17 protein-coding genes are annotated in these 14,905 nt (G+C 62.9%); 10 read left to right on the plus strand and 7 right to left on the minus strand.

The genetic code is table 11. The features are described 5' to 3' along the window. Positions 1 to 148: 148 nt before the first annotated feature. Positions 149 to 1,036, plus strand: coding sequence for a DUF2156 domain-containing protein (locus HMPREF7215_RS02865; RefSeq protein ID WP_009164127.1), 888 nt, complete (start codon positions 149 to 151; stop codon positions 1,034 to 1,036). A gap of 90 nt (positions 1,037 to 1,126) precedes the next feature. Here HMPREF7215_RS02865 and HMPREF7215_RS02870 read toward each other — a convergent pair whose 3' ends face one another. Genes HMPREF7215_RS02870 through HMPREF7215_RS02885 form a run of 4 tightly spaced genes read right to left on the minus strand, consistent with a single transcriptional unit; the run spans position 1,127 to position 3,793 of the window. Continuing rightward, a complete protein-coding gene (locus tag HMPREF7215_RS02870) occupies positions 1,127 to 1,885 on the minus strand; it encodes an SIR2 family NAD-dependent protein deacylase (RefSeq protein ID WP_009164129.1) in 759 nt (252 codons plus the stop codon). Positions 1,886 to 1,930: 45 nt separating this feature from the next. Next, positions 1,931 to 2,245 (minus strand): TfoX/Sxy family protein, encoded by a 315-nt coding sequence (locus tag HMPREF7215_RS02875; RefSeq protein ID WP_009164130.1) that lies wholly within the window; start codon positions 2,243 to 2,245, stop codon positions 1,931 to 1,933. Positions 2,246 to 2,255: 10 nt separating this feature from the next. Next, complete coding sequence (locus HMPREF7215_RS02880) at positions 2,256 to 2,564, minus strand: GIY-YIG nuclease family protein (protein WP_009164131.1); 309 nt, start codon at positions 2,562 to 2,564, stop codon at positions 2,256 to 2,258. After that, positions 2,561 to 3,793 (minus strand): MFS transporter, encoded by a 1,233-nt coding sequence (locus HMPREF7215_RS02885; protein WP_009164132.1) that lies wholly within the window; start codon positions 3,791 to 3,793, stop codon positions 2,561 to 2,563. The genes HMPREF7215_RS02880 and HMPREF7215_RS02885 overlap by 4 nt, the downstream gene beginning before the upstream one ends. Before the next feature lie 204 nt (positions 3,794 to 3,997). Between HMPREF7215_RS02885 and HMPREF7215_RS02890 the strand changes: the two genes are divergently transcribed. The 3 genes from HMPREF7215_RS02890 (at position 3,998) to HMPREF7215_RS02900 (ending at position 8,086) form a co-directional block, all read left to right on the plus strand. Further along, positions 3,998 to 4,540: a deoxycytidylate deaminase gene (locus HMPREF7215_RS02890; protein WP_009164135.1), complete on the plus strand. Its 543-nt coding sequence runs from the start codon at positions 3,998 to 4,000 to the stop codon at positions 4,538 to 4,540. Further along, complete coding sequence (locus tag HMPREF7215_RS02895) at positions 4,531 to 6,315, plus strand: MBL fold metallo-hydrolase RNA specificity domain-containing protein (protein WP_009164136.1); 1,785 nt, start codon at positions 4,531 to 4,533, stop codon at positions 6,313 to 6,315. The genes HMPREF7215_RS02890 and HMPREF7215_RS02895 overlap by 10 nt, the downstream gene beginning before the upstream one ends. A 100-nt stretch (positions 6,316 to 6,415) precedes the next feature. Further along, positions 6,416 to 8,086, plus strand: coding sequence for a bifunctional metallophosphatase/5'-nucleotidase (locus tag HMPREF7215_RS02900; protein ID WP_040550275.1), 1,671 nt, complete (start codon positions 6,416 to 6,418; stop codon positions 8,084 to 8,086). Between the two features lie 234 nt (positions 8,087 to 8,320). Here the strand turns inward: HMPREF7215_RS02900 and HMPREF7215_RS02905 are convergent, their stop codons facing one another. Beyond that, positions 8,321 to 9,460 (minus strand): NAD(P)H-dependent flavin oxidoreductase, encoded by a 1,140-nt coding sequence (locus HMPREF7215_RS02905; protein WP_009164138.1) that lies wholly within the window; start codon positions 9,458 to 9,460, stop codon positions 8,321 to 8,323. Positions 9,461 to 9,641: 181 nt separating this feature from the next. Further along, entirely contained in the window at positions 9,642 to 10,763 is a 1,122-nt protein-coding gene (locus tag HMPREF7215_RS02910) for an efflux RND transporter periplasmic adaptor subunit (protein WP_009164139.1), read from the minus strand. Positions 10,764 to 10,961: 198 nt separating this feature from the next. Here HMPREF7215_RS02910 and HMPREF7215_RS02915 point away from each other — a divergent pair, with 198 nt between their 5' ends. The 5 genes from HMPREF7215_RS02915 to HMPREF7215_RS02935 all read left to right on the plus strand — a co-directional run bounded on the left by HMPREF7215_RS02915 (position 10,962) and on the right by HMPREF7215_RS02935 (position 13,537). Next, the gene (locus HMPREF7215_RS02915) at positions 10,962 to 11,342 is read left to right on the plus strand and encodes an ArsR/SmtB family transcription factor (protein ID WP_009164140.1); all 381 of its coding nucleotides are present in this window, start codon (positions 10,962 to 10,964) and stop codon (positions 11,340 to 11,342) included. A gap of 164 nt (positions 11,343 to 11,506) precedes the next feature. After that, positions 11,507 to 12,022 (plus strand): Cys-tRNA(Pro) deacylase, encoded by a 516-nt coding sequence (gene ybaK, locus HMPREF7215_RS02920; protein ID WP_040550287.1) that lies wholly within the window; start codon positions 11,507 to 11,509, stop codon positions 12,020 to 12,022. After that, positions 12,016 to 12,312 carry a DUF1294 domain-containing protein gene (locus tag HMPREF7215_RS02925; protein ID WP_009164142.1) on the plus strand — a complete coding sequence of 99 codons (297 nt, stop codon included), beginning with the start codon at positions 12,016 to 12,018 and terminating at the stop codon, positions 12,310 to 12,312. The genes ybaK and HMPREF7215_RS02925 overlap by 7 nt, the downstream gene beginning before the upstream one ends. Before the next feature lie 9 nt (positions 12,313 to 12,321). Continuing rightward, positions 12,322 to 12,744, plus strand: a complete 423-nt coding sequence (locus HMPREF7215_RS02930; RefSeq protein ID WP_009164143.1) for an acyl-CoA thioesterase — start codon at positions 12,322 to 12,324, stop codon at positions 12,742 to 12,744. 64 nt (positions 12,745 to 12,808) lie between these two features. Beyond that, a complete protein-coding gene (locus HMPREF7215_RS02935) occupies positions 12,809 to 13,537 on the plus strand; it encodes a gamma-glutamyl-gamma-aminobutyrate hydrolase family protein (protein ID WP_009164144.1) in 729 nt (242 codons plus the stop codon). A gap of 229 nt (positions 13,538 to 13,766) precedes the next feature. Here HMPREF7215_RS02935 and HMPREF7215_RS02940 read toward each other — a convergent pair whose 3' ends face one another. After that, positions 13,767 to 14,441 carry a Crp/Fnr family transcriptional regulator gene (locus HMPREF7215_RS02940; RefSeq protein ID WP_009164146.1) on the minus strand — a complete coding sequence of 225 codons (675 nt, stop codon included), beginning with the start codon at positions 14,439 to 14,441 and terminating at the stop codon, positions 13,767 to 13,769. A gap of 128 nt (positions 14,442 to 14,569) precedes the next feature. Between HMPREF7215_RS02940 and HMPREF7215_RS02945 the strand changes: the two genes are divergently transcribed. Continuing rightward, on the plus strand, positions 14,570 to 14,905 hold a 336-nt coding region (locus HMPREF7215_RS02945), incomplete at its 3' end, for an ATP-binding protein (protein WP_009164147.1).

The raw sequence follows: 14,905 nt of genomic DNA on the forward strand, positions 1-14,905 counted from the left end.
GGCGCTGGCGAGGATCTTTCTGAGGTAGCGGGAATCTTTTCGGGGCAAGGGAAAAGTCTGTTTTCGCCGTTTGTTTGACGGCTGTGCTACAATGATCTTGTAAATTTGACCGATTATATATTGAATGAAAATTCGGAGGCGTTTTTCAGTGAACGAAAGTTATAAACCTTTGGACGTGTCCCAATACGGAAAATACAGAGAATTTTGGTTGCGATGCGACGAATATTCGTCGGACATGAGCTTTGTGGTCCTCTGGGCGTGGCAGGATTTCTTCGGCTACGAGATGAGCTGGGAACCCGAATTGATCTGGATGCGCCAGACCAAGCCCGATCTGAAATGGCTGGCGCCGGTGGGGAACTGGCGCCGCGCCGACTGGGACGAACAGCTGCGGACGCACGCGGGCGACGAAGCCGATTTCATCGACGTGCCCAAATCGCTCGTCAGGATCTGGCAGGAACAGTTGGGCGCGAAAATCGCGGCCGTGGACGATCGCGACAGCTACGAGTACCTCTACAACGTCGAAGAGCTGGCGACGCTGGCCGGCAACAAGCACATGAAGCGCCGTAACCGCGTCAACAAGTTCCGCCGCGAGTTCAACGCCCAGTACAAGACGCTGACGCCGGAGATGACCGAGGAAATCAAAAATCTGCAAAGATCCTGGACTCACGACGAGAACGAATTCATGACCAGGATGCTGGCCGCCGAGGGCGAGGGCATCCTGCGAGTGCTCGACCACTGGCGGGAAATGGGCCTGATCGGCGGCGCCATCGAACTGGACGGCCGGCTGATCGCCTACACGCTGGCCGAACCGGTCACACCCGAGCTGATCATGATCCATTACGAAAAAGGCCTGCCCGAGTTCCACGAAGTCTATCAGGTCATCAACAAGGATTTTCTGTTCTACGACGCCCGCAGCTACAAGATCGCCAACCGCGAGGAAGACATGGGCGATCCCGGCCTGCGCCACGCCAAGCTGGCCTACCTGCCCTGCGGCTACGTGGAGAAATGCAACGTCCACTGGAACGCCAACGCCTGAGCGATAAAAACCGTCCCGAAAATCTCACGCAAGCCGAGATCTTCGGGACGGTTTTTCTGTGATGAAATAAAATGCAACCACGCGGAACATTCACCGCAGCGTTGCCAGTTCTGCTTCGAGGGCGCGGAAGAAGGCGTCGAGGTCGGCGTCGACGCGCAGGGTGATGCGCGACGGCGGCAGATAGTCGGCGGACACTTCGCCGCGGTTGACGACGACGATTTTGCCGCGGCAGAGCTGGGGCAGGAACGCCGCCGGCACGACGTTGAGCGACGAGCCGAGCACGAAGAGCAGCTTGGCTCGCGAGCAGAGCCGCTCGCATTCCGTCAGGAATTTGACGCTCTCGCCGAAGAAAACGATGTCGGGCTTGATCACGCCGCCGCAATGGCAGATCGGCACGTCGGCCGTCTCGAGCATTTTGTTGACGGCGTCGTAGCCGTAATATTCGCCGCATTTGGTGCAGTGGGCGTGGCGGATCGTGCCGTGGATCTGGTAGATCGTCTTCGACCCGGCGGCTTCGTGCAGGCCGTCGAAGTTCTGCGTGACGATGCCGCTCAACCGGCCCTCGGCCTCGAGGCGGGCGAGGAATTTGTGCGTGAAAGTCGGCTCGATGCGGGCCAGCATGCGCTCGCACTCGCGGTGAAAACGATAGTAATACGACGGATCGCGTTCGAAGTAGTTGATGTCGAAGAGTTTGTCGGCTTCCACGTCGGCCCGCCGGTAAATTCCCTGCGGCCCGCGGAAGTCGGGGATGCCCGCCGCGGTGGACAGCCCTGCGCCGCTGACCACGGCGGTGCTGCGGGAGCTGGCTATCATTTCGGCGCAACGGCGCGCCTGCTCCTGTAACGTCATGAAAAACACCTCCCAGTGGATATTCTGAAAACAAAAGCGGAACGGTTATTTCTTTTTCTTGGGGGGCGGCAAATCGTCGTACGTCGCTTCGACGAGCTTTTTGAGGAAATCTCGGTTCTCGACGTCGCGTACCATGAGCATCGGCCTCTCGTCCTCGTAGGGGAGTTCGAAGGCCGCGCCAGGCATCAGCGAGGCGGCCGCCGCGGCGGGCTTGACGAGGAAACGGTCGTCGTAAACGCCGCCGATGACTTTGTCCCGATAATAGAGGACGTATTCTCCCATCATCGGCCGGAAAGCGATTTCCGGCAGTTCCGAGAGCTGTTCCATGATAAAAGACAAAAATTTTTTGCTTGACGCCATGAAATTCTCCTTAATTTTGTTCGGCCCGTTTTTCCACCGGAACGGGGACGCGCTTCCCGCCGAACGGAGAAGAATCGCTCGCCGCCAGCGCCAGCTTCTCTTCCCGCGTCAGGCGCTTGAGGCGCGCTTCGGCGCTCATGGCCGCGCGTTTGTCCGGCCACTGCCAGAGGGCGATCATGCGTACGGGGCGGCGCGAGCGCGTGTATTTGGCGCCGCGCCCGGCATTGTGGGCGGCCAGGCGTTTTTGGGGATCGACGGTGGAGCCGCTGTACAGCGTGCCGTCGGCACAGCGCAGAATGTAGCTGTAATACGCCGTCATCGCTCGGCGACGCGGGCGCGTCCTTTGTCCACGTCCACGCCCGCGAGGATCAGCATGCCGCCGATGAAGTTCAGCGCGATCACGCCCACGGCCAGGCGCAGCGAGCCCGTTGCCTGGGCGACGAAGCCGCACAGCGCCGGGCCGACGATGCCGGCGAATTTGCTGGAGACGTTGTAGAGCCCGAAAAAATGACCGCTGCGCCCGGCGGGCAGCATCGAGGCGTAGATCGAGCGGCTGATGGCCTGCGAACCGCCCTGCACCATGCCGACGGCGACGGCCATCAGCCAGAAGTGCCAATTTTGCGTGATGAACATCGCCCCGACGGCGACAGTCGTGTACCAGAAAAGCGCGATCATGACGGCGCGCTTGCTGCCGGATTTTTCCGCCAGACGGGCGAAAACGAGCGCGAAGGGCACGCCCACGAACTGCGTCGCCAGCATGGCGCCGACGAGATGGTTCTGCGAGATCCCCAGCCCGGCGCCGAACACGGCGGCCATGCGGACGATCGTGCCGATGCCGTCGTTGTAGAGCCAGAACGACACCATGAAGCGCAGCGCCTCGGGGTACTGCTTCAGCTCCGTCCAGCTGTGCGCCAGCGCGCGCAGCGTTTGCCTCAGCCCCGAGGGCGCGTTGCCGGCGGCCGGGGGCTCGGGCACCCAAGCCGTGAGCGCGGCCGCGGCGGCGCTCCACCAGAGCGCGACCGACAGAAACGACATTTTCACGCCCGGCTCGCCGAAGCGGGCGATCAGGACCATGTCGAGAGCCAGCAGCGCGCCGCCGCCAAGATAGCCGACGCCGTAGCCGAGCGTGGAAACGCGGTCCATCGTGCCCGGCGGCGCGACGAACGTGAGCAGCGCGTCGTAACACACCGACGCCACCGAGAGGCCGACCGTGCCGAGCACCATGCACGAGAGCGTATACAGCCATGTTCCCCGTCCCGAGAGGGCCAGCGCGGCCGAGGCGAGGATGCCGAACACGGCGAAGGCCAGCAGGAATTTCTTTTTCAGCGGACGGCCGTCGACGTACGTGCCCACGACGGGCGTGAGCAGGGCCGAAAGGAGCAGCGCGACCGACGAAGCGTAGCCCCACGACGACAGCGCCCACGAGCCGCCGCCGGCGACCACGTTTTGGTAATAGACGGGCAGCACCACGGCCATGACGACGGTGGCGAAGGCGCAGTGACCGGTATCGTAGAGGCACCAGGCGAAGACGGAACGGTTTGCGAACATGCGAATTTCACCTCAAAAGTTTGCGGCGAAGGAACGGCTCCGGAAAATCGCGTTCCGGCGCGGAAATTTCTTCGCGCTGTCAATTCCCGTGGAACTGCTTTATAATAAACCATAGCGCCGCGCAGTTCAAACGATAAAAAGCCGGCGCGGAAAAGTTTTTCGCGAAAATTTCCCGCGGTTTTCGTAAAGGAGCGATCATCGGAAATGTCTTATCAGCGTCCCGACTGGGAAAGTTATTTCATGACCCTGGCCTTGGTCGCCGCGACGAGGAGCACCTGCCTGCGCCGCCAGGTCGGCGCCGTGATCGTCAGGGACGGGCAGATTATCAGCACCGGGTACAACGGCGCGCCCAAGGGCACGCCGCACTGCTTCGAGACAGGGTGCCTGCGCACCAAACTGGGCATCCCGTCGGGAGAACGGCACGAGATCTGCCGGGGCTCGCACGCCGAGATGAACGCCATCGCCCAGGCGGCGTCGGTCGGCGTTTCCACGGCAGGCGCTTCGCTGTACTGCACCCATTCGCCCTGTTCCTTCTGTACCAAAGCGATCATCAACGCCGGCATCCGCCGCGTCGTGTACTTATATTCCTATCCCGACGAACTGGCCGAGAACCTGCGCCGCGAAGCGGGACTCGTCGCCGAACACTTTCCGCCCGAGCGCCTCGGCTGCATCAGCGACTGCCTCGACCGGGCGCGCCTGAGCCTCGGCGATCAAAAAGCTGCAAAGGAGGGCTGCTCATGCTGCTGAAATTCTGCGGCGCCGCCAAAGAAGTGACCGGCTCCAACTATCTGCTCGAAGCCGGCGGACATCGTTTCCTCGTGGACTGCGGCATGCATCAGGGCGAACGGGAGGACGCCAACGACGATCCGTTCCCCTACGCCGCCAATTCGATCGACGCGGTGCTGCTGACGCACGCGCACATCGACCATTCCGGCCGCATCCCCAAGCTGGTCAAGGAGGGCTTCCGCGGCAAAATTTACGCGACGCTGCCGACTATCGAACTGACCGAGATCCTGTGGGACGACTCGGTGCGCCTCATGCGCGAAGACGCCGAATGGCAGAGCGCCAAGAACGCCCGCCGCGGCCTGCCGCCGGCGGAGCCCATCTACGGCCAGGAAGAGGCCGACGCCGCCAAAAAACTGTTCACGCCCGTCAATTACGACTCGCGCCTCGAGATCCTCCCCGGCGTGTCGGTCCGCTTCCGCGACGCCGGGCACATCCTCGGCAGCGCCATTTTGGAAATCCTCATCGAGGAAGAAGGGCGCATCGTGCGCCTCGTTTTCTCCGGCGACCTCGGCCCCATGCAGACCGTCATGGGACGCGCGCCCGCGGAGATCACCGACGCCGATTACGTCGTCATCGAGTCCACTTACGGCAATCGCGAGCACAAAGACAATCAGCAGACTCGCGACGAATTCCAGACGCTGATGAAGGACATCTTCGCCAAAAAGAAAGGCAAGGTGTTCATCCCCACCTTCGTCGTCGACCGAGCCCAGCGCATCATGTACGAGTTGGAACTGCTGCGCGGCCAGGGCGTGGGTGGCGGCATGCCGGTGTTCTTCGACTCGCCGATGGGCGTCAAGGTCAGCAAACTTTACGAAAATCATCTCGATCTGATGTCGCAGGAGATCCAGACCTATCGCCGCGACGGCGGCAATCCCTTCTCCAGCGAGGACATCCGCTACGTTTCCACGCGCGAGGAGTCGCAGGCCGTCAATAACCTCGGCTTCGGCGTAGTCATGGCCGGCAGCGGTATGTGCAACGGCGGGCGCATCGTCCATCACCTCAAAAACGGCATCTGGAACCCCGACAATCACGTCGTCTTCGTGGGTTACCAGGCGCACGGCACGCTGGGACGCCGCATCGTCGACCGCGCCAAGACCGTGCGCATCGCCGGCGAAGCCGTCAACGTCAACGCGCAGATCCACACCATCGGCGGCTTCTCGGCCCACGCCGATCGTACCGACCTGCTCGGCTGGGCCGAACGCTTCCGTCCCACCATGCCGAAGTTTTTCGTCACCCACGGCGAAGCCGAAGCCGCCGAAAGCCTGGCCGAGGCCCTGAAAACGCGAGGTTTCGAGGCGCTGGTGCCCGAGCTCGAACAGGAAGTGGCGCTCGTGCCCCGCGAGGCCGGCCAGAAAATCAGCGAGGCGATCGCCGACGCCAAAGCTGCGCCGCTTCCCGAGAAAATCGCCGAGACCGAGACGCCCGCCGACCCCGGCGGCGCGGCCGTCGCCGAAGAAAAAAACGCTCCCGCCGCAAAAAGCGAAGCGGCGGCGCCGCGCCCCGCCGCGGAAAAGCCGCTGACGAAAGAGCAGAAGAAAACGGCCGAAAAAAAGGCGCGCCGCGCCAACCGCCGCGCCGTGAAAGTCCTCGAAGACATCGGCGACCAGATGCGCGAGATCTACGAAAAGGCCGGCAGCGGCGAAATCGCGGCCGAATCCCAGCCCCTGCTCGACGCCGTCGCCGTGCTGCTCGATTCGATCATCGCCCAGTCCGGCGGCAACGTGACGAAAAATTAGAAAATTCCGTCGCCGTCTGCTATAATTCTGAATGAAATTTCAAACGGGGCGCGGCAGGTCTTCGCCTGAAAAACTCTGGCATGGGAAAGGAACGGATACGATGGAAAAGTCACGGAAGTATTTGTTCGGCGGTTTAGCGGCGCTGACGGCCGCTTTCGTGCTGTTGCTTGCGAGCGGACGCGACCAGGACGTTAAAGTCACGGCGGAGCCGCGGGACGCCGTCGTGCTCTACACGAACGACATTCATTGCGGTATCGACGGTTACTCGAAGCTGGCGGCCTATCGCCGGCAGATGATCGAGGCCGGTTACGAGACGGCCGTCGTCGATGCCGGCGATTTCATCCAGGGCGAGATGACCGGCTCGCTGACCAAGGGCGCCGACATCATTGCGCTGATGAACGCCGTTCCCTACGATCTGGCGGTGCCGGGCAATCATGAATTCGACTACGGCACGGCGAACTTCCTCGCGCTCGTGCAGAAGTCGGCCACGTTCCCCGTGCTGAGCGCCAACTTCGAGGACCTGCGCGCGCACAAGCCGGTGCTGCCGCCCTACAAGATCCTGACGCTGGGCGGTCGTCAGGTTGCTTTTGTCGGCGTCTGCACGCCCTCGACCTACACCTCGTCGACGCCTAAATACTTCGAAGACGAAAAAGGCCGGCAGATCTACGGCTTCGGCGAAAAGGACTTCGTCGCCAAAGTTCAGGCGGCCGTGGATCGCGCGCGCCAAGAGGGCGCCGAGATCGTCGTCCTGCTGGCGCACCTCGGCATCAACGGCATCAACGAAGGCTGGCGCTCCATCGACGTGATCGCCCGGACCCGCGGCATCGACGCCGTGATCGACGGACATTCCCACGAGGCTTTCGCCGGCGAGGTCTACAAGAACGCCGACGGCAAGGATGTGCGTTACAGCCAGACCGGCAGCAAGTTCATGTTCTTCGGCAAAATGACGCTGGCCAAAGACGGTTCCATCCGCACCGAGCTGATCCATCCCGGCGACGTCGACGAGAAAAAGAGCGAGACGTCGCAGAAAGCGTACGCCGACGTGCAGACCCTGATCGACCGGTGTCACGAAAAAGTGGCCTATCTGAACGAAAAGCTCGGCGTCGCCGAAGTGCCGCTGGCGATCGACGACCCCCGCACCGGCACGCGCCGCGTGCGCATGGGCGAGTGCAGCATGGGCGATTTCGTGGCCGACGCCTACCGCGCCGTGCTCGGCGCCCCGATCGCCGTCGTCAACGGCGGCGGTGTGCGCGCTTCCGTCGACGGCCCCGACGTGACCCGCCTCGACCTGATGAACGTCAACCCTTGGAACAATCCCACCTGCGTCGTCGAGATGCCGGGACGGACCCTGCTCGACCTGCTCGAGTTCAGCTGCCGCCATCTGCCCGATGAGGAAAACGGCGGATTTTTGCAGGTTTCCGGCTTGAGTTTCGAGGTCGATCCGTCCCTGAAGAGCCCCGTCGCAATTGACGACAAGGGCGTCTTCGCGGGCGTCGGCGAAGGCGCGCCGCGCCGCGTGCGCAACGTGCGCGTGGACGGCGAGCCGCTGCGCCCCGAGGCCGTCTACGCCGTAGCCGGCTCGAAATACGTGCTGCTCGAAGGCGGCGACGGAAACGGCACGCTTGCGGGCGTCAAAGTCCTGAGGGCCGACGGTTTGCCCACCGACGCCGAGTGCCTGATCAAATATTTTACCGAGAATCTGCGCGGCAAAGTGAAGATGGAGAAGTACGGCAATCCGCTTGGCAGCGGGCGGATCACGATCGTCGAATAGCTGGGGGCGATGTGCCGGGGCACCGCTCGCTAAACAAACTGACGGGAACGAAATAACAAGAGCGCGGACGACCGAATCTCATCCGGTCGTCCGCGCTCTTTCCGTTTGACGCTATTTCTTGATCAAAAAAAACGAACACGAGACGCTACGAGGAAAATCCGCAAAACGAGCTGCGGTCGAGATCGTCCTGAGCGACTGAACTCCTCGGAAGGCGAGGCTCTCATTTGTCGTTTCCTATCGAGAAACGGCGTCAATATTCTTCTTCGTATCCTGGCGGCAGCTTTTGTTTCCCGGCTCATCGGCGCTGCCGAAGAGATCGCTGAAGATTTCTTTCACAGTCTGGATTTTGTTGACGCGCCACACGTTGGTGCCGCAGAAGAAAAGCCCTTCCTCCCAGTTGCCCTGAAGCGCCTGGATCAGGGCGCGGGCGATGCAGAACGTCTTGTGCGTGGCGCGGTAGACGCAGTGCGCCAGGCAGTTGGCGATGCAGGGGTCTTTGCGGTCCTCGTGGCGGAGATAACGCTCCACCATGGGACTGCGCAGCGCCCGGCCGGGAAGGCCGCAGGGGCTGTTGATCAGCACCACGTCTTCGGGCTTGGCGTCGACGTAGGCTTGTTTGAAGACGTCGGAGGCGTCGCCTTCGACGCTGGCGGCGAAGCGCGTGCCCATCTGGACGCCGCTGGCGCCCAGCTCGAAAGCGTGCAGCATCTCATTGCGGTCGAAAATGCCGCCCGCGGCGATGACGGGAATGTTGAGCTTGATCTCTTTCAGCCAATTCACGAGCTGCGGGATCACCGTTTCGAGCGAAAGCTCCTTGTCGTCGACCTGTTCGATCTTGGCGGCCCCCAGATGTCCGCCGGCGGAGTTGGGGGTTTCGACGACGAAGGCGTCGGGCGATCGCCCGTAATTCTTCATCCAGCGTCGCACGATGATCGACGCGGCCTTGAGGCTGCTGACGATGGGCACGAGCGCCACGTTGGGAAAATCCCGGGTCAGCTCGGGCAGCTTGAGGGGCAGCCCGGCGCCGGAGATGATGATGTCGATGCCGGCTTCGCAGACGGCGCGCACTTGCTGCTCGTAATCCTGAAGCGCGCACATGCAGTTGGCGGCGAGGATGCCGCCTTTCGCCTTTTCGCGGGCTTTGGCGACGAAATCCTTGAGGGCTTCCACGTTCTTTTTGAAAAAGTTGTCCACGTTGCAAGTCATGGTCGCCATGCCGATGCCGACGGTCGCCAGCGTGCCGATGCCGCCCTCGGCCGCGACGGCGCCGCTGAGGCTGGGGCCGGAGATGAGAACGCCCATGCCTCCCTGGATGACGGGGAAGCGCGGCGTGTACTGACCGATTTTCAATGTTGGCAGTTTGTCAAGAATCATGCTTTTCTCCTTTCTCCGCGAAAAGGTGCGCGCGGAGTTCCGTATGCCGTACGAGACGGTTTCATAAATATAGGGCCTTTTTGTTGATTATGCAAGCTCTTTCATGCCGTTTCCCGCCTGACGGAGAAAAAAGTGCCCAAAGCGGCGCGGCGAAGAAAAAATCCGTTCCGCAAACGGCCGCTCAATCGACGACGCGGACTTTTTGCCCTTCGCGCAGGCCGCGCGCGCCCGCGGTGACGATCTGATCGCCCGGCGCGAGTTCGCCGGCGATCTGGACGCGGCTGCCGCGAAAATCGCCCAGCGTCACGGGAACGCGGACGACGCCGCCGCGCTCGCAGCGCCAGACCCACGTGCGTCCCGACACGTCGCCCACGACCGCCTCGAGCGGGACGTAGAAGTTCGGATCGCCCGTTTCCCCGCCGATCAGGTTGGCCGTGACGTTCACCGCCATGCCCGGCAGAACGCGGGCGCTCTTCGGCTGCGGCATGGTGACGGTGACCGGATAGGTCTGCGTGCGCGGGTCGGACTGCGCGCCCACTTCCTTGAACGCGACGCGGAAAGACTGCCCCGGCAGTTCGTCGAGCGTCGCTTCCAGATCGAGGCCGACTTTTTCGGAGAGGCGGAACATCCTGTTTTTTTCGTCGGCGACAGCGACGTTGGCGATGTCTTCTTCGGAAACGTGGATCACGATTTCGACCGTGTCGAGATTCTGCAAGCTGGCGACGGGCTGTTTGGCCTGCACGTCCTGAAAGTTTTCCGCCATGCGGGCCACGATCACGCCGCCGAACGGGGCGCGCAGCTCCGTGTCGGCGAGCGCGTCCTGCGCGGCGGCGACGCTCGCTTCCGCCGTCTTCAGCGACGAGCGCGCCACGTCGAGCGCCGTCTTGTAGCGGTCGTACTGCGCCTGAGAGACGGATTGTTTTTTGTAAAGTTCGTCGTAGCGCCTGAAGTTGTTCAGCGCTTCGCCGTAACGCGCCTGCGCCTGAGAAAGCCGGCTTCCGGCGTCGCTGAGGCGCGTGCGGAAGTCGCGCGGATCGATGCGGCCGATCAGATCGCCCTTTGCGACGCGCGATCCCATTTCGACGGGGAACTCCACCAGCGGCCCCGGCACGCGGAACGACAGGTTCACGCGCTGCGATCCCTGGACGGTGCCATAATAATGACGCTGGGGATGCGACCGCGCCGAGCCGAGAAACAGCGTTTTCACGGGACGCGGCGGCCCCTCGGCGGCGGCCGGGGCGGCAAGGAGGCTCAGCGCGGCGAGCGCTGCAAACGTTTTGATGAAGGACGTTCTCGTTTTCATGGCGAAGAGGCTCCTGTTCTGCGGGAATGTTGATACGGCTAAGTCTAGCACGACTGACAGCGCTTGTGAAGGGGCGCCGCTCTGCGTCGCGAAGACGGGGGATTCGTCCGAACGACTGCGCCGGAAACGTCGTTCTCTTTTGACAAAGCGGCGTTCTTGCCATACCATTATGCCGTAAACGGAGAAGGGGGGAGCTGCGTGGCCTTTGACGATGGCAAACGATGGACTGCCGGCGCGTCCGCGATCCACGAGCGGGCGGTCGAAGCGGCGCGCCGGGCGCTGCCCGACGAAGAGAAGCTGCGGAGGCTGGCGGAATTCTTCAAAATTTTCGGCGATCCGACGCGGATGCGCATCCTCTGCGCGCTGAAAGCGTCGGAACTGTGCGTTTGCGATCTGACCGGACTGACGGGCGTCTCGCAGCCGGCGGTCTCGCACCAGCTGGGGCTGCTGCGCGCGGCTCATGCGGTGCGGGCGCGGCGCGAGGGCAAGACGGTTTATTACTCGCTCGACGACGAGCACGTCGGCGTGCTGCTTCGCGTCGGCCTCGAACACATCGCTCACCGCTTCGCCGGCGAATGACCGTAACCGACGGGGAGAGAAAAATGCGCCGGCGCGAAGACATTGCCGAATTATCCTCCTGCCCCTGCGGATTTTCCGCCGCCGGGGCGAGCGTGCCGTTTCACCGGACGGGGGAGTTCCCGTCCGCCGCGGGACGGTGTATGATTGGGCGCGAGGTGATCGAAATGGCGAAAACTCCGAAGACGAACGCCGTGCGCGAGGCGGAGCGGCTGCGCGTTCCCGTGCGCGTGATCGAATACGAAGCGGACGAGAGCGACCTCAGCGCCGTTCACGCCGCGGCGAGCTGCGGGATTCCGCTGGAACGCATTTACAAAACGCTGGTACTGCGGGCCGACGGGCGCGCCAAAGAACTGCTCGTGGCCGTGATCCCCGGCGCGATGGAGCTGGATCTGAAAAAATTGGCGGCGCTGTCGGGACACGATAAAGTGGAAATGATCCGCATGAAGGAGCTTTTCGAGCTGACGGGCTACGTCCGCGGCGGCTGCTCGCCGCTGGGCATGAAGAAAAAGCTGCCCACGTTCCTCGACGAGTCGGCGCTGCGGCACGGGCGCATCGCCGTCAGCGCGGGGCGGCGCGGCCTGCAGATGGAACTGGATCCCCGCGATTTACAGAAAGCCGCCGGCGCGACCGTCGGCGCGATTTCGCGCGAAGCGGCGAAAGAAGAGGAGAAAACATGGTGAAACAGATCGTTCTGGCGTTTCTGGCCGTCATGAACATGGGCGCGTTCGCGGCCTACGGCATCGACAAGAAAATCGCCCAGCGCAACGGCCTGCGCGACGACGACATCGACGCGCGCCGCATCAGCGAAAAGGCCCTGTTCCTGTGGGCGCTGTGCGGCGGCTCGCTGGGCGCGTTGCTGGGCATGAAAGTGTGGCGGCACAAGACCGAGCACTGGTACTTCGTGTGGGGGATCCCCGCGATCCTGATCGCCCAGCTGGCGCTGTGCGCGTGGCTGATTTGGAAATTTTAGGAGGCCGCCATGGAAGCCAAGGGTGAAAAACGCTCTTACACGTTTCGCGTGCGCTACGCCGAGACCGACCAGATGGGCGTCGCGCACCACAGCAACTATTTCGTCTGGTTCGAGGCGGGGCGCTCCGATTACTGCCGCGACCTCGGCGTGCCCTATCCCGAATGGGAGCGGCACGGCGTTTTCCTGCCGGTCGTCGAGGCGCGCTGCCGCTACAAATCGCCGCTTCGCTACGACGAGCTGGCGACGCTGGAAGTTTTTCCCGTCGAGCGCGGCGCCGCGGCCATCACCTTCGGCTATCATCTGCGCCACGCCGATGGGAAACTGGCCGCCGAGGGCTGGACGAAACACGCCTTCGCCGACGCCGAAGGCAGGCTGATCCGCCGCGGCAACGAGTTTATCGAGCGGTTGAAGGGCGCGATTTTCCCTGCGTAAGGGGCGAGAAGCCGCGCGCAAAAATTGATATTTCGCAGGACAGACGAAACGGGAGGAATCCGAAGTGGCGGAAAGAACGTTCATTGTGGTCGCGTGCAATCTTGATTGTCCGGGGACGACGCCCATCGTCGGCGTGTACAACTCCTACACGGAAGCGCTGACGGAGGCGGGCGGCGCGCCGTTCATCGTGCCGGACTCGGCGGACGAGGCGCTGCTGGCGCAGTATCTCGATATGGCCGGCGGACTTTTCGTGCCCGGCGGCATCGACGTTTGGCCGATGCTCTACGGTCAGGGGCCGGACGCCAGGCTGGGGCGCCTCGATCCCGGGCTCGATCTCTATCAGATCGCGCTGATCAAGCTGGCCCGCGCGCGCCGGATGCCGGTTTTCGGCGTGTGCCGCGGCGTTCAGGTCATGAACGTGGCCTTCGGCGGCACGCTGATCCAGCACCTCGGCAACGACCCGGTCAGATTCGGCCACCAGCAGAACATGCCCGGCCGCTGGCCCAGCCACGAAGCGACGGCCGCAAAGGATTCGCTGGTCGGCGCGCTCTTCGGCGAAAAATTTTCCGTCAACAGCTTCCATCATCAGGCGCTGGACGCCCTCGCGCCGGGATTCAGGGCCACCGCCTGGGCGCCCGACGGCGTGATCGAAGCGTTCGAAGCGGAGGACGGCTCGTTCTGCATGGGCGTGCAGTGGCACCCCGAGCGCATGATCCGCGAATTCCCCGCCGACATGAACCTCTTCCGGCGCTTCGTTGAAGAAGCGGCAAAATACCGCGCCGCCCGCCGCTGAGCGAATGGAAACGAAAACCAATCGAAAATAAAAAGCGGCCGGAAACCGATGAAAACTGATTCATCGGCTTCCGGCCGCTTTCATTGTTCCACGTGGAACATTTACGACCGGTAAATGTCCCTTGACTCGCAGTTGGCGTTCTCTTGAGAGTTGGCGCCGCGAGGCGTTTTTTTCCGTTTTTCTTGGCGTCTTCGTGTTTCCGCGGCGGCTTTTGTTTTGCTCCCGCTGGTCACTTTTCCGCGATCTCGAAGCGCTTTTTGAGCTCGAAGGAATTTTTGCGGAAAGCGATCAACCCTTCCTTCTGCATCCGCGACAGCTCCGCCGAGAGCGCGCTGCGATCCGCCGCCAGATAGTCGGCCAGCCCCTGCCGGTCGAGCGGGATGCGGAAACTTCGCGCTTCCGCTTCCTGCGCGCAGTACGACAGGTAGGTCAGGATCTTGTCGCGGAGCGTGCGCCGCGAGATTACGGCGAGGCGCTGCAACAGCAGCAGATTTTTCCGCGCCAGAATGTGCATGAGATTGTCGAGGATCTGCCGCCCCTCGCGGTCGGGATCGCCCCCTGCCAGCAATTTGCCCGGATCGCCGAAGAGCGCGCGGGATTTCTCCGCGGCGACGACGCCGACGGGCATTTCCGCGACGCCGGCGCAGGAGAACGCCTCGGCGAAAAGATCGCCGGGAGCCAGCGGCGCGACCACGGTGCGCACGCCCCAATAGTCTTCCTTTACGATCAGAGCGGCTCCCGACAGCAAAATGCCGAGTCCGCGCGGCGCTTCCCCCTGAAGCAGGATGGTCTGGCCCCTTTCATATTCCGCCTGGCGCGGCGACAGCGCCGCCACGGCGCGTTCCAGACGGTCCGCGGCGATCCCGGCGAACAGCGGACACTGAGCGAGCGCTTCGTAGTTCATCTTCGTCACCTCTTCGTTGTAAAAACAACAGACATCGCTGCCTCATCATAGTACACTGAACGCGCGAAGTCAAAAAACGAGCGCCCGTTTCCGGACGGTGCGCAACGAATGGATCCGGGGGAATTTTCGTGAGGAGAAAAATCGTCAAAATCGACCGCGACAAGTGCAACGGCTGCGGCGCCTGCGCCGGCGCCTGCCAGGAGGGCGCCATCCAGATGATCGGCGGCAAGGCGACGGTGGTCCGCGAAGACTACTGCGACGGGCTGGGAAACTGCCTGCCTCACTGTCCGACGGGCGCGATCAGCATCGAAGAGCGCGAGGCCGTTCCCTTCGACGAGGCCGCGGTCAAAGCCGCTCAGGAAGCGCTGGCCGCGAAAAATGCCGCGCCCGCGAGCGGCGGCTGTCCCGGCTCGACAGCGCGCGCCATTCCTCGGCCGCTGCCCGCCGGAGCCCCGCACATGTGT

Source organism: Pyramidobacter piscolens W5455 (assembly GCF_000177335.1).
Lineage (GTDB): Bacteria > Synergistota > Synergistia > Synergistales > Dethiosulfovibrionaceae > Pyramidobacter > Pyramidobacter piscolens.

Bases quoted from the DNA above. Each gene is read 5' to 3' on its own strand.
- HMPREF7215_RS02875 (WP_009164130.1), bottom strand. From the start codon at position 2,245: ATGGCGTCAAGCAAAAAATTTTTGTCTTTTATCATGGAACAGCTCTCG.
- HMPREF7215_RS02905 (WP_009164138.1), bottom strand. From the start codon at position 9,460: ATGATTCTTGACAAACTGCCAACATTGAAAATCGGTCAGTACACGCCG.
- HMPREF7215_RS02910 (WP_009164139.1), bottom strand. From the start codon at position 10,763: ATGAAAACGAGAACGTCCTTCATCAAAACGTTTGCAGCGCTCGCCGCG.
- HMPREF7215_RS02900 (WP_040550275.1), top strand. From the start codon at position 6,416: ATGGAAAAGTCACGGAAGTATTTGTTCGGCGGTTTAGCGGCGCTGACG.
- HMPREF7215_RS02940 (WP_009164146.1), bottom strand. From the start codon at position 14,441: ATGAACTACGAAGCGCTCGCTCAGTGTCCGCTGTTCGCCGGGATCGCC.
- HMPREF7215_RS02880 (WP_009164131.1), bottom strand. From the start codon at position 2,564: ATGACGGCGTATTACAGCTACATTCTGCGCTGTGCCGACGGCACGCTG.
- HMPREF7215_RS02925 (WP_009164142.1), top strand. From the start codon at position 12,016: ATGGTGAAACAGATCGTTCTGGCGTTTCTGGCCGTCATGAACATGGGC.
- ybaK (WP_040550287.1), top strand. From the start codon at position 11,507: ATGGCGAAAACTCCGAAGACGAACGCCGTGCGCGAGGCGGAGCGGCTG.
- HMPREF7215_RS02890 (WP_009164135.1), top strand. From the start codon at position 3,998: ATGTCTTATCAGCGTCCCGACTGGGAAAGTTATTTCATGACCCTGGCC.
- HMPREF7215_RS02870 (WP_009164129.1), bottom strand. From the start codon at position 1,885: ATGACGTTACAGGAGCAGGCGCGCCGTTGCGCCGAAATGATAGCCAGC.
- HMPREF7215_RS02930 (WP_009164143.1), top strand. From the start codon at position 12,322: ATGGAAGCCAAGGGTGAAAAACGCTCTTACACGTTTCGCGTGCGCTAC.
- HMPREF7215_RS02885 (WP_009164132.1), bottom strand. From the start codon at position 3,793: ATGTTCGCAAACCGTTCCGTCTTCGCCTGGTGCCTCTACGATACCGGT.
- HMPREF7215_RS02895 (WP_009164136.1), top strand. From the start codon at position 4,531: ATGCTGCTGAAATTCTGCGGCGCCGCCAAAGAAGTGACCGGCTCCAAC.